The organism is Lentzea sp. NPDC102401 (genome assembly GCF_044765805.1).
GTDB lineage: Bacteria > Actinomycetota > Actinomycetes > Mycobacteriales > Pseudonocardiaceae > Lentzea > Lentzea sokolovensis.
On sequence record NZ_JBIWKS010000001.1, the window covers coordinates 54,388 to 66,854 of the forward strand.

Sequence of the window (12,467 nt, forward strand, 5' to 3'; positions counted from 1 at the left end):
GTGAGCACCCAGGACGGGTGGCAGCCCGCGCCCAGTTGCCCGGCCTCGCCACCCGCATCTCCTGACCGTCTCATCATCAACAAGAGGCTCATGCGCGATCCGCTCGGACACCTTCCACTCGCTGACCTGGTCGTATCGCGGCACTCCCGCGCCGGGTCAGGGCGTGTGCACCCGGTCGACCCTGACGGTGAGCAGGACGCGCTGCCCCTGACCGTCGCCGAAACCGGGGTACGGCCGGCCGATGTACTTCTGCGACAACTCGTCGATGTGCTCACGGGCGCCGTCGGTCGTGATGTCCACGACGCTGCCGCGCAGAGCCCAGTACCGCGAAGGCGCGGCCGGGTCTGCGATGCCGATGGCGATGCGCGGGTCGCGCCGGAGGTTGCGGGTCTTCTGGTGGGTGTCCACGGTGTTGATGAGCACGTGTTCGCCGTTCGTGCCCACCCAGGTCTGGGAGATCTGCGGCGCCCCGTCGGGCATGAGCGTGGTCACGAAGCAGATGGACTTGGCGTTGAGGACGGCGATCAGGTCGTCGGGCAGAACCGTCATGTGCTTGGCCTTCACGTCTGGTCGTTGTAGAGGTGGTCGATGACCGCTTCGTCCGGCTGGTCGCCGGACAGGTCGGCGTGGCGCACGCCCGCCAGCGCGATCCGGAGAGCGCGGCGCCACAGCCGTGGAGCGTGAGCACGGGAGGCGTCCATGACGCTGCCCACCATCACGTGCACCGCGGCGAAGTCCGCGGGGGTCGCCCCGTCCGGCAGCTGACCCGCGCGGACGGCCCGGTCGACGAGGCCGGCCACCAGCGGGGTCATCCGCTCGTGCGCGTGCTGCACCAGCGCGGTGGCCTGGTTGCGGCTTCGCAGCAACTCCCCCAGCCCCCGGCTCTGCGCCTCGATCTCCAGTTGCCGCTCGATGAACCAGGTGAGGCCCGCCCAGGGGTCGTCGTAGCGCGAGGCCTGCTCCGCCAAGCCGATCACCGTGTCGATGTGCTCGCTGAACAGGGCGTCCAGCAGGTCCTGCCGTTGCGGGAAGCGCCGGTAGATCGTGCCCATCCCGGTGCCGGCGGCTCGCGCGATGTCCTCGTACGAGACGTTCAGCCCTTGCGAGGCCATGAGGTCGTAGGCCGTGCGCAACAGCAACTGGCGATTGCGCTCGGCGTCACGACGCAGAGGAGGAGCTGCTTCGGTCACAGGCGGAGCGTAGACAAGTGGAAGAGAAATTCCAAGTTGAATACTTCTTCCACTTCTCGGCTACGCTCGCACCGTTCGCCTCCGACGACCCTGGGAGCTCCCGGTGACATCCCCTTCCGCCGACGACGTGGTCGAGCCGTTCACGATCGCCGTCCCCGACACCGAACTGCTGGACCTGCGCAGCCGCCTGGCCGCCACCCGGTGGCCGGACCGCGAGACGGTTCCGGACGCGAGCCAGGGTCCGCAGTTGGACCGCGTCCGCGCTCTGTGCCACCACTGGGCCACCGGCTACGACTGGCGGCGCACCGAGAAGGTCATCAACGACCTCGGCTCGTCCCGCACCGTCATCGACGGGATCGACGTCCACTTCCTGCACGTCCGGTCGGCCGAGCCGGACGCCGTCCCGCTGCTGCTGTGCCACGGCTGGCCCGGCTCGGTCCTGGAGTTCCGGCACCTGGTGGGCCCGCTGACCGATCCGGTGGCACACGGCGGCGACGCGCGCGACGCGTTCCACGTGGTGATCCCCTCCATGCCGGGCTTCGGGTTCTCCGGCAAGCCCACGACGACCGGCTGGAACACCTCCCGCGTCGCCGACGCGTGGATCACCCTCATGCGGCGCCTGGGCCACGACACCTGGTTCGCCCAGGGCGGCGACTGGGGTTCGGCCGTCGTCGAGCAGATCGCCCGCAAGGCACCCGACAGGTGCCTGGGCGTGCACTTCAACCTGCCGCTGGTGTTCCCCACCGAGCAGGAGATGAGCGCCGCGACCGCGGAGGAACAACGGATGATCGCGCGCGCTCAGCGCTACCAGGACGAACTGAGCGCGTACGCGCGGGAACAGGCCACCCGGCCGCAGACGATCGGCTACTCGCTCTCGGACTCCCCCGCCGGACTCGCCGCCTGGATCTACACGCTCTTCCAGGACGTCACCGACAACGGCGGCAACCCCGAAGAGGTCATCGACCGCGACGAGATCCTCGACGACGTCATGCTCTACTGGCTCCCCAACGCCGCGGCGTCCTCCGCCCGCCTCTACTGGGAGGAAAACCGGGCCGGCACCGCGCCCAGGACCGCGGGGCGACCGAACCCCGTCCCCGCCGGGTTCAGCATCTTCCCCGGCGAGGCCGTGCAGGCCTCCCGGCGCTGGGTCGAGCGGCGCTACGAGACGGTGGTGCACTACGACCAGCTCGAGCGAGGCGGCCACTTCGCCGCCCTGGAGCAGCCGGACGTCCTCACCGACCAGATCCGGACGACCTTTCGGGGACTGCGGGCGTCGTGACCGCAGGAACCACGACACGGCGTTCGGGATCTCGGTGCGCCGGTCGGCCAGTGTGCCGTGACTGGTCAGCTTCGTTTTGTCGATCAACTGAGCGCGGCACGCCGACGTAGGCGCACCGGTGGTTTCAGGGGTGGTGCAGTGGTGAACGCCTGCCAGACCGCCTGTCCTCGGATCTCGATCGTGGCCGCTGGTCGCCGAAGTGACGAGATGGTGATCTCGTTGGCCGCCAAGGGATTGACCGCCGCGAGATCTCCGCGCATCTCGCCGGAGGTCTGTGGCGCCGAGGTCTCGCGGCAGACCATCTCCACCATCACCGACAAGGTGATCGCAGGGCATGGTCGCGCTCGCGGTCACCTGCGAGGGCCGTCTTCGCGATCCCATCGGGACACAGGCACATCCGCTTCCCCGCGTGGACTACAGCAGACCCTATGTACGCGCGTGACGACGTCGCTTCATGGTCAACAGTGACGTCACGTGGTTGCTTGTGTCGTTGGCATCGAGGCCCGCGCTGGGCTTGCTACACGACTCCGACCCGTCACTCAGTACGGTGCCGGGCACTCCGCACTCACCGCCGTCCTCCGCCTCGGTGAGGACGCCCAACTCAGCGGCCTTCCTCACCAGCACTGCCGGGTTTCGGAACGATGATCGACGTCGGCGGTGTTCTGTTGGTGGATGCAGTGATCGCCGGCATCACGAAGTGCCCTTTGCTCGGTTCGGGCTTTCGCGACACCGGCGGTCAAGGTCGGCTCCGAGTTGGATCACAGCTGCTGGTCGCTACGATCAACCAGGGGAGTCCGAGAACTGGCGGACGGGGACGAGATGAAGCGGAAGCCGCTGGTGGCAGCGCTGGTCATGGTATTCGTTCTCATCGCTGTGGTCGGTGCAGTGGTGTGGGTCAGGCAGGCGAGCCAGCCGACGGGTGACCCCACCACACCGGAAACCTTCCAACGGGTGAGCGTACGTCCGCTTGAAACCACGATCCAGCTGACCAGGTAGCCAGCCGAGCATCTCGACCCGGAACTCGTCTTCGTCGAGGATCCGGTCCCACTCGTACCAGTTCGTCAGCTGGACGGCGCCCTCCCCGTTCTGCTTGCCGTCCCAGCCGCGCGGACTGGCCGCTTTGCACTGCCGTGTGGGTTCGACGCGGTTGTCGGTGATCTTCTGGGCGTCCCGCAGGCTTGCGCCGTCGATCTGCCGCATCTACACAGTCTCACCAACGGTCTCGAGATCGACCGATCCGCAGTGGACGGTGCCGTCACCAAGAGGATCATGAGACAGACGCACGGACGCGCGGGACTCAACCTTCTCCGCCACCGCATCCTTCTGCCCTGACGGCCACTCCACGTCACCACCGACTACGAGCCAGAGCCGTTCGTTTGACAGATCCAGTTCTGGCACCTCACACGAACGCGGCGGCTACTGAAGAGCGGGCCCGATCCACCGGCGGACCAGAGCCCGCAGCTGGTCATCGGTGAGCGCCGGCATCGAGGGATGCTGCAGGAACGACAGGAAGAGCCGCATCAGGATCTCGGCGAGCCCCTGGAGCTCGTCGTCGGTCGCGATCCCGGCACCGGCCCAGTCCACCGGCACGTCGCGGAGGATGCGCGCGCCGAGCGCGAAGGACTCGGGAGAGGTCACCGCGACGGTGAAGAAGTCGGATTCGCCTGCCTGCAGGAGCAAGCCCAGGTACGGCTCCCGCGGAACCTCCAGGACGCCGAACACCACGGACTCCACGGCCACCTCGGCCGGGCTGCCGAACGAGGCGAGGTGCCGTGCCATCCGTGCGGCGAAGTCCTCGACGCCTGCCAGGGCGACGGCGCTGAGGATGTCCGCGAGGCGTGGGAAGTAGCGGTAGACGGTCTGCCGCGTCACGCCCGCCTCGGCGGCGACCACGGACATGCTGGTCTTGGCGAGCCCGACGCGGTCCACACAAGCCATCGCCGCCTTGACGATCCGGCGGCGTGCCTCGTCCTCGGTGCCGGGCGGGTTGCCCTGCCAGCCGTGGTATCCCATGCGCACCATCATCCCCGAGAGCGTTGGCTCAGACGGTGGAAGGTGCTTTCCGGTGCACTCGACGCAGCGCCGCGAGCAACAGACCGGCCCCGATGAAACAGGCGAGCGCGTAGAACGCGCCTGCGATCGGTGGGCCGTCAGGAAGTGCGCTGATCCAGAACACCGCCATCCCGCCCAGGTAGACGGCTGGGTAGATCCGGACGAAGGCGGACAGCGGTTCACCAGGCCCCCGCGACCTCAGCTGCGACAGGACGATCCAGCCACCGGCCAGCCACACCAGGGCCAGTTCGGCGCCGAGAACCCAGGCCTGGGCGGTGGTGTTGCCGCTGAAGAAGCTCGACGGAATGCCCGCGATCGCCATGGTCGGTGGTGTGAGGACGCCGGCGAGCAGAACGCGCGGCACCAACGACCGCCCGCGGTGCTCGCCGGTCAGGCGTACGACCAGATAGGTCATGGCCCCCAACGAAACGGACGCGAACAGCAGCATGCTCGTCATCGGCACCGCCGCCAGCGCGGGGTGGTTGACGATGCGGTTGTCCGGGTTCCAGGCCCACCACTTCAGCTGCGGTCCGATGTGGTCGAACACCTCGTAGAACACCTGGCAGGTGAAGGCGACGGCGACCGACCCCACGAGTGCGCCGCGGCGCCGGAAGATGCCCAGCGACCGCACCAGCTCGTAGGCGAGCTGACTGATCACCGGGTAGAACGCGATGATGTAGAGCGGCAGCCTGTCCCACATGAACTGCACGGTGAACTGGTTGTGGGCGAAGATGAAACCGTAGATCTCGTTGAGTCCGAACCACTCCGGGAAGTACAGCGGTGGTTCGATCACCGCGAGGTACACCAGCGACGTCCACCACAGCGCCAGGTTGATCGGATCGCCGTGGCGGTAGCGGCGCAACGCGTGCACCAGAGCGAAAACGGCGCCGCCGATGATGAGCAGTTCGAGCAGCGGCATCGTCCAGTGCGCGAGATCCCACGGAAACCGCACCGAGATCACGGGTGACACGTCGTGGCAGTCGAAGCCGAGGCCGCGGGTGACGGCTTCCGCCTCCGGCCCGCACACGGCGCTCATCGCGTGGCGACCGTTGCCGCGGCACCGTCCGGCGAGTAGTCCGTGGCCGGCGGCTCCGCCTGGGGATCGAACCCGAAGGGAATCCGCTGCCGTCCCAGCGCGGTCCGGATCCGGTAGCGCACGAGTGCCGCGATCACCCGCGGGTTCCGCATCATCTCGCCCAGCGACTCGTCCATGTTGAACACCTTCGCGAAGTGCTCGTCGACCACCTCGTACTCACGCGCCGCACCGACGATGAGACTGAAGGCTGGGCCGGACATGGCCGCGAGAACGCGACGCCACCACTCCGGCACCTTCTCGGTGCCCACCGCGCACTCGTAGCCCTGGTCTCTCGCCATGGCCAGCGACCAGGGCACGGTGAGCGATTTGCGTTGCGCCACGAGGAACCTGGTGTAGAACTCCGCGTCGAGGCGTTGCGTGCGAGACAGGTGCTCGCGCAGCAACAGTGCAGACATCGACGCAGAACTGATTCCCTGTGCGTAGAACGGGTTGAACGCGCAGATCGAGTCGCCGACGAACACCAGACCGGGTGTGCTCAAACGGTCGTAGCGCCGCCACTTGTTGCCGGTCGACCGGGTCAGGTGCACCTCCGAGGTGGGTGAACACCGGTCCATCGCGGCCGCGAACAACGGCGTCCGCACCCGGCGCGCCGACTCGACGAACGCCTCGGTGGTGCGGGGCATGTCGATGCCCCACGAGCCCATGCAGGCGATGACGCGGTTCCCCTCGATGGGAAAGAAGTTCACCAGGAACTCGTGCTCGGCGGGGTGCTCCCCCTTGTCCGGGGTGGGCATGATCACCAGGTGCTGCCACCACCACGACGCCGGTCGCTCGGCCGGTGAGGGCAGCTCGTACCAGCGCGAGGTGTAGGTGACCTTGGCGTCGAGCGTGCGCACCTCGGGCTCGGGCCATCCGGCGGCCACGAGCCAGCCGCTGACCGAGGACCCGCGCCCCATCGCGTCCACCACGAGGTCGGCGTCGAGGTGCTCCTCGCCGGCGGACGTGGACAGGCCGACCCCGGTGACCACCCCGTCCCGCGTGGTGAGGCCGTGCACCGAGACGCCCTCGCGAATGGTCGTGTTGGGCAGAACTCGAACCGCGTCGCGCAACACGCGTTCGATGAGGATCCGCGATCCGTAGATCATCGTCATCGCCCCGCGCTTGCGCGCCGACCAGCCCTCCCCGTCGAGGTAGGCGGCGTCCAGAGACGGCATCAGGTGCAACCCGCCGGCGGCGATGAGGTCGTCCTCGAATCCGGGGAACAGCGCCCCGATCGCGCGCCGTCCCGAGTTCAGCAGGAAGTGCGGGTGCTTGCTCTGCGGCACGCCGCGCCGGTGCTCCGCGGCGGCCGGGAGCTCGTCCCGTTCCAGCACCACCACCTGGTCGAAGTAGGGGGCGAGCGCCCCGGCGGCGCACAGCCCAGCGGTGCTGCCACCCAGTACGACGGCGGTTCTGCCCAGCGTCACGCGGACCACCTCTCGTCATTCATACAATCAGGACTCGAATGTATGAATGACGAGAGGTGGCGTCAATCCGGCTTACGGGCTACGGCCTGTCCGCGACATCGATCCGCTCGTCGAGATCCTTGCGGCGCCGCGGACACGCTGTCACCAGGGCACAGTTGTTCCGTCCCAGGAGAAGAACCCTCCGGTGGGACCGTCGTCGGGCAGCAGGGCGAGGCGAACGGCCCCCGCCGCGGCCTCGGCAGGGTCACCACCGGACGCGACGGCCCGGGGGTTGAGGTCGGTGGCCCGCAGGCCGGGGGCGAGCGCGTTGACCTTGAAGCCCTCGGCGGCCAGCGTCTGGGCGTAGAAGACCGTGAGGGCGTTGAGCGCGGCCTTGGACGCGCGGTAGGCCGCCGCGCCGCCGTTGCCGTGGGGGAACTGGGGGTTGGGGTTCGTGCTCCAGGTCAGCGACGAGGTGCCGCTGGAGACGTTGACGACCCGCGGGTGCCCGGAGCGGCGCAGGACGGGCAGGAAGGCGTTGGTCACCGCCACGACCCCGACCACGTTGGTCTCGAAGGTGCGCCGGAGGTCGTCGAGGCCGGTCTCGGCGGGTGTGGCGAGGGAGATGCCGATCCCGGCGTTGTTGACCAGCACGTCCAGGTGGTCCACCCGAGCCGCGGCCTGGGCGATGCTGCCGGGATCCGTCACGTCGAGGACGAGGAGGCGGGCCGCGGGTCCGAGTTCGCCGACGGTCTGCTGCCCGCGCTCCGGGTCGCGCGAGCCCACGTGGACGGTGAAGCCCTCGGCGACGAGCAGGCGGGCGATGTGCTTGCCGATACCCTTGTTGGCGCCGGTGACCAGTGCGGTGCGGTTGTCCATGCCGGTCAGTGCACCCCGGTGACGGGCGGCCTGCCAGGGATAACCTGTACCAGTCAGCGAGGTGCGGAGGTGTCATGGCGCGGCAGGAACTGGCCCGCTTCCTGAGGGACCGCCGGGCGGCGCTGCGCCCGCACGAGGTCGGGCTGCCCCTGGCGGGCACCGACCGCCGGACGCCGGGACTGCGGCGCGAGGAGGTCGCGGACCTCGCCCACATGTCCGCCGACTACTACACGCGGCTGGAACAGGCGCGAGGTCCACGCCCGTCGGCCAGGATCCTGGAGTCGCTGTCCCACGCCCTGTTGCTCACCGACGCCGAACGCAGCCATCTGTTCGGGCTCGCGGGGTCCAGCGCGCCGCCCGGACGGAGCGCCGTGCGCAGAGTCCGTCCGCACGTGGCCCGCATGCTGGAGCGGTTGCCGGGAACCGGCGCCATCGTCACCGACGCGTCGTACGGTGTCGTCGCCTGGAACCCGCTGACCGCGGCGCTGCTCGGCGACCTCCGCGGCGGCAGTGCGAACCTGGCCCGACGGCGGTTCCTCGGACAGCGACCAGCCCACGAGAGCTCCAGCGCCGAGGAGTTCGGGCACGTCGTCGTCGCCCGGCTCAGGCGGGCCGCCGACCGCTACCCCCACGACCCGCGACTGACGGCACTGCTGGCCGATCTGCACGCGGGCAGCGAGGAGTTCCGGCACATCTGGCAGAAACGTCCGGTGCACGCTCCCGGCCATCGCACGAAGACCATCCAGCACCCGGAGGCCGGCGCGCTGCGGTTGAACTGCGACGTTCTCCTCGTGCCGGAAGACGACCAGGAGGTCGTGCTGATCACGGCCGACGCCGGGTCGCCCTCCGCACGAGCCCTGGACCGGCTGGCGGCTCACTCGTAGCGGTGAACATTCCTCAACACCAGCGGCTTTCACGCTATTCACGTTGTTGCACAAAAGGTTTGCTCGCTTCTTCCACTGTGGACGTTGCGCAGTGAGCCCTGCCAACCGAAGGAAGTCCATTGTGGTGGGACGCCCTGGGATGAGCCACCCCGTCCGGTCGTAGAGGAACGAGCGGCGGATGACGGCACCGCCGGACGACAACGTCATGCCTCGGTGTGTCCCGGTTCCCGCGCGACTCGACGTTTCGGGGAGGGTCGAAACGTCTCAGCGAAGTTGACGCTGTTCGCACACCGCTGGCAGGGTCGATCCCCGAGGGCGTCTTCGCGCGGCTGGGGGTGAACGGCCGGAAACAGTCCACTGACGATTGCTGTCGATGAGCTGCTTCTCCTACGTGGCCCGGCAGGTGGATTCCGCACGAACGCCCTGGGTTGTTCGAACCACGGGGAATCCCACTCTGTCGTAGCAGAGATCGAGAGGAAGTATTTTGAGGTTGAGAATCAGAGTTTTCGCGCTCGTCACCTTCGCTCTGTCCGTGGTCTTGGTCGGTGCCACGCCGGCGTCCGCCGCCACTGCCCGGACCGTGGAACTCGCCGCGCCGGCCGGAAGCGGCCTCCCGCCCTACGTCGCCGTCATCAAGCAGGTCACCGCGAAGCGGCTCGCCTCCAGCTGGCGCGAAGGCTGCCCCGTCGGACCCGATCAGCTGCGGCTGATCAGCCTGAACTTCGTCGGCTTCGACGGCGCGGTGCACCGCGGCGAACTGGTCGTCAACGCCGATCTCGCCACCGAGGTCGCCCGCGTCTTCGCCGACCTGTACTTCGACCGGTTCCCCATCCAGCGGATGGAGACCATCGAGAAGTACGACTCCGACGACGACGCGTCGATGGCGGCCAACAACACCTCGGCGTTCAACTGCCGCCCGATCACCGGCGGCACCGCCTGGTCCAACCACTCCTACGGACGCGCCATCGACATCAACACCGTGCAGAACCCCTACATCTCCCGCAGCGGCACGGTCTACCCGCCCAACGGCGCACCCTACGTCGACCGCACCCAGAACGCGCCCGGCATGATCCACGCCGGCGACGCCACCGAGCAGGCCTTCACCACACGCGGCTGGACCTGGGGCGGCTTCTGGAACACCCCGATCGACTACCAGCACTTCGAAAAGCCCTGACACCAGCCCGAAAAGCCGTCAGCGCCGTCGCACCGAGCAACGCGAACAGCGCCCGGGACCGCCGCCGGATGCAGTGGCGGCGATCCCAGGCGCCACGACGGCGTCCAGGACCGGCCCTCGGCACGTTCGGGGTCGACGCGATAACCGGTGGACCGTCGCGTGTGCCCCATCTAGCCTTCCGTCGAACCGCATGCCTTCCGTCCGAAGAGGTGCATTCCATGAATGTCCGGGTAGCCCGGCCGTCGACGGCCGACACAGCGCTGACCACTGTGAACTACCCCTCGGACGTGAGGAATCCCCGAAGTGGATCTACCCCGTAGCTTCACCATTCGCGAGAGCAGCCACCGCATCCACAACCCGCTCACCAGCCAGAAACTGGCCGTCCTGGGCGAGGCGCTGAACCCAGCACCCGGCACTCGGATGCTGGACCTGGCCTGTGGCTCGGGCGAGCTGCTGTGCACCTGGGCGCGCGATCACCACATCACCGGAACCGGCGTCGACATCAGCACCGTGTTCCTGGCCAAGGCGCGGGCACGAGCGATCGAACTCGAGGTCGCCGAACAGGTCACTTTCACCCATGGTGACGCGTCGAACCACGTCGCCGACGACCCGGTCGACATCGGGTCGTGTGTCGGTGCGACCTGGATCGGAGGTGGCGTCGCCGGCACCGTGGACCTGCTCCGGCGCAGCCTGCGCCCCGGCGGCATGATGTTGATCGGCGAACCGTACTGGCGCAGGGAACCCCAGGACAAGGCCACCGTCGAAGGCTGTCACGCCACCAGCGAGGACGACTTCCGCGTTCTCCCAGAACTGCTGGAACAGTTCGGGGAGCTGGGTTGTGACGTCGTGGAGATGGTCCTGGCCGACCAGGACAGCTGGGACCGCTACGTCGCGGCTCAGTGGCTCAACACCCGCCGCTGGCTCGACGCACATCCCGACGACGAACTGGCCGAGCAGATGCGCGCGGAACTCACCACCGATCCGGCACACCACGCCCGCTACCAACGCGAATACCTCGGCTGGGGTGTCTTCGCTCTGATGAACCGCTGACACCAGCGGCCGAGTGAGTCCCGGTGACCCGCCACCGGGACTCACTCACATCGGCAGGTGCGTCTACCACGTCGAGCATCGGAAGATCGGCGCCGTCGTGAGGAGCCTGGACCGCGACGCCGAGCTGCCCGCGTTCATCCAAAGCCTTTACACGGCAAGGGAACTCGCCATGGAACGGATGCAGGCGGAGGCGACTGCGTTGGAGGATTCGACGTCCTCGCACTCCGTCCATCCTCCGATCGGAGGATGGACGGGTCCACCGCGCTCACGGTGATCCACACCCGCGCGGCCGATCCGGCACATTCTCGCGCGCGGCAGGCTTTCGGCATGGCCTTACCCGACGTCGTCCGCACTTCCCGTCCGGCACGCATCTCCTACCTCGACAACCTCCGCGTCTTCCTGACGCTCCTGGTGGTCGCGCACCACTGCGCGGCGCCCTACAGCAACCTCGACCTCTGGCCCAACCGGCAGGAGCCCGTCTCGGCGGTCGCGGCGGTGCCGTTGGACCTGCTGCTACTGGTCAACCAGACGTTCTTCATGGGGTTCTTCTTCCTGCTGTCCGGGTACTTCGCCCCCGGCGCGGTGGACAGGAGGGGGCAGCGCGCGTTCGCGGTCGAGCGGTTGAAACGCCTCGGGATCCCCTTCTTCGCGTTCATCCTGTTGCTGCGTCCGTTCTTCGTCCTCCCGGCCTACTTCGACCTGCCGCCCGCGACCAGACCGTCCTTTGTGGTCTACTACCTCACCACCTGGGAGGTCGGGCCCGCGTGGTTCCTCGAGATTCTGCTGATCTTCTCGCTCGTGTACGCGTTGGCACGGCACCTGCGCGGGATCGCGGAGCCGGTGCGGCTGGAACCCTTGCGGCGAAGGGATCTGCTCGGCTTCACGCTCGTGCTCGGCTTGGTCACCTACGGGTGGCGGATCTTCGTCCCGCTCGGGACCTATGAGCCGGTGCTCGGGCTGCCCAGCCCCGCGTACATGCCGCAGTACGTCCTGCTCTTCGTCGCCGGCGTCCTGGCGTACCGCCGCCGCTGGTTCGAGGCGCTTCCGCGGCGATCGGGCTGGTTCGGCCTGCTCCTCGTGGTGGGGTCGTTCGTGCCGATGACGCTGGGCGGTTACCGCGGCCTCACATCGCCCGACGACCTGGCCGGTCACGACCTCGCCCACCTGGCTCTCGCGTTGTGGGAGTCGCTGTTCGCGGTCGGCGTCGTCCTGGTCCTGCTCCGCGTGTTCCAACGCTTCGTCGCCGGGGCGTCGCGGTTCGGCGGCTTCCTCGCCGACAACGCCTTCGCCGTCTACCTCCTGCACGCGCCGGTCATTGTCGGAACCGTGGAACTGCTTCGACCGCTCGACGCCGCACCCGTCCTGAAGTTCCTGCTGGCTCTGGTGATCGCCGCGGCCGCGAGCTGGGTGATCTCGGGCGCTCTGCGCCTTGTGCCCGCCGTGCGGGCCGTGGTTTAGAGGCTTGCCATGCCGGGACA

Annotated in this window: 13 protein-coding genes; 5 read left to right on the forward strand and 8 right to left on the reverse strand. The window is 68.3% G+C overall.

The window, feature by feature from the left end; all coding sequences use genetic code 11:
• Window positions 1–156: 156 nt before the first annotated feature.
• Window positions 157–564, reverse strand: coding sequence for a PPOX class F420-dependent oxidoreductase (locus ACIRG5_RS00285; RefSeq protein WP_402897845.1), 408 nt, complete (start codon window positions 562–564; stop codon window positions 157–159).
• Complete coding sequence (locus ACIRG5_RS00290; protein WP_402897848.1) at window positions 561–1,190, reverse strand: TetR/AcrR family transcriptional regulator; 630 nt, start codon at window positions 1,188–1,190, stop codon at window positions 561–563. The genes ACIRG5_RS00285 and ACIRG5_RS00290 overlap by 4 nt, the downstream gene beginning before the upstream one ends.
• Window positions 1,191–1,293: 103 nt before the next feature.
• On the opposite strand from ACIRG5_RS00290, the gene ACIRG5_RS00295 reads away from it, so the two are divergent.
• Window positions 1,294–2,469 carry an epoxide hydrolase family protein gene (locus tag ACIRG5_RS00295; RefSeq protein ID WP_402897850.1) on the forward strand — a complete coding sequence of 392 codons (1,176 nt, stop codon included), beginning with the start codon at window positions 1,294–1,296 and terminating at the stop codon, window positions 2,467–2,469.
• A gap of 83 nt (window positions 2,470–2,552) precedes the next feature.
• Here ACIRG5_RS00295 and ACIRG5_RS00300 read toward each other — a convergent pair whose 3' ends face one another.
• From ACIRG5_RS00300 to ACIRG5_RS00325, 6 genes are all read right to left on the reverse strand, one after another.
• Complete coding sequence (locus ACIRG5_RS00300) at window positions 2,553–2,780, reverse strand: hypothetical protein (protein WP_402897852.1); 228 nt, start codon at window positions 2,778–2,780, stop codon at window positions 2,553–2,555.
• Window positions 2,781–3,249: 469 nt separating this feature from the next.
• Window positions 3,250–3,669 carry a hypothetical protein gene (locus ACIRG5_RS00305; protein ID WP_402897854.1) on the reverse strand — a complete coding sequence of 140 codons (420 nt, stop codon included), beginning with the start codon at window positions 3,667–3,669 and terminating at the stop codon, window positions 3,250–3,252.
• A gap of 216 nt (window positions 3,670–3,885) precedes the next feature.
• Window positions 3,886–4,482: a TetR/AcrR family transcriptional regulator gene (locus ACIRG5_RS00310; protein WP_402897857.1), complete on the reverse strand. Its 597-nt coding sequence runs from the start codon at window positions 4,480–4,482 to the stop codon at window positions 3,886–3,888.
• Window positions 4,483–4,510: 28 nt separating this feature from the next.
• Window positions 4,511–5,557 (reverse strand): hypothetical protein, encoded by a 1,047-nt coding sequence (locus ACIRG5_RS00315; protein ID WP_402897860.1) that lies wholly within the window; start codon window positions 5,555–5,557, stop codon window positions 4,511–4,513.
• Window positions 5,554–7,023, reverse strand: coding sequence for an FAD-dependent oxidoreductase (locus ACIRG5_RS00320; RefSeq protein WP_402897863.1), 1,470 nt, complete (start codon window positions 7,021–7,023; stop codon window positions 5,554–5,556). Before ACIRG5_RS00320 ends, ACIRG5_RS00315 begins: the two co-directional genes overlap by 4 nt.
• Before the next feature lie 141 nt (window positions 7,024–7,164).
• Complete coding sequence (locus ACIRG5_RS00325) at window positions 7,165–7,881, reverse strand: SDR family NAD(P)-dependent oxidoreductase (protein ID WP_402897866.1); 717 nt, start codon at window positions 7,879–7,881, stop codon at window positions 7,165–7,167.
• Between the two features lie 74 nt (window positions 7,882–7,955).
• Between ACIRG5_RS00325 and ACIRG5_RS00330 the strand changes: the two genes are divergently transcribed.
• The 4 genes from ACIRG5_RS00330 to ACIRG5_RS00345 all read left to right on the forward strand — a co-directional run bounded on the left by ACIRG5_RS00330 (window position 7,956) and on the right by ACIRG5_RS00345 (window position 12,447).
• A complete protein-coding gene (locus tag ACIRG5_RS00330; RefSeq protein ID WP_402897869.1) occupies window positions 7,956–8,765 on the forward strand; it encodes a helix-turn-helix transcriptional regulator in 810 nt (269 codons plus the stop codon).
• Between the two features lie 490 nt (window positions 8,766–9,255).
• A complete protein-coding gene (locus tag ACIRG5_RS00335) occupies window positions 9,256–9,939 on the forward strand; it encodes a M15 family metallopeptidase (protein ID WP_402897872.1) in 684 nt (227 codons plus the stop codon).
• 303 nt (window positions 9,940–10,242) lie between these two features.
• On the forward strand, window positions 10,243–10,989 hold the full coding sequence (locus ACIRG5_RS00340; RefSeq protein ID WP_402897875.1) for an SAM-dependent methyltransferase: 747 nt from the start codon (window positions 10,243–10,245) through the stop codon (window positions 10,987–10,989).
• Between the two features lie 246 nt (window positions 10,990–11,235).
• Window positions 11,236–12,447 carry an acyltransferase gene (locus tag ACIRG5_RS00345; RefSeq protein WP_402897878.1) on the forward strand — a complete coding sequence of 404 codons (1,212 nt, stop codon included), beginning with the start codon at window positions 11,236–11,238 and terminating at the stop codon, window positions 12,445–12,447.
• The last annotated feature ends 20 nt before the right edge of the window (window positions 12,448–12,467 follow it).

Excerpts from the sequence above, each read along its gene's own strand:
- ACIRG5_RS00300 (WP_402897852.1), bottom strand. The coding sequence starts at position 2,780 with ATGGTGGAGATGGTCTGCCGCGAGACCTCGGCGCCACAGACCTCCGGC.
- ACIRG5_RS00305 (WP_402897854.1), bottom strand. The coding sequence starts at position 3,669 with ATGCGGCAGATCGACGGCGCAAGCCTGCGGGACGCCCAGAAGATCACC.
- ACIRG5_RS00310 (WP_402897857.1), bottom strand. The coding sequence starts at position 4,482 with ATGGGATACCACGGCTGGCAGGGCAACCCGCCCGGCACCGAGGACGAG.
- ACIRG5_RS00315 (WP_402897860.1), bottom strand. The coding sequence starts at position 5,557 with ATGAGCGCCGTGTGCGGGCCGGAGGCGGAAGCCGTCACCCGCGGCCTC.
- ACIRG5_RS00325 (WP_402897866.1), bottom strand. The coding sequence starts at position 7,881 with ATGGACAACCGCACCGCACTGGTCACCGGCGCCAACAAGGGTATCGGC.
- ACIRG5_RS00330 (WP_402897869.1), top strand. The coding sequence starts at position 7,956 with ATGGCGCGGCAGGAACTGGCCCGCTTCCTGAGGGACCGCCGGGCGGCG.
- ACIRG5_RS00345 (WP_402897878.1), top strand. The coding sequence starts at position 11,236 with ATGGACGGGTCCACCGCGCTCACGGTGATCCACACCCGCGCGGCCGAT.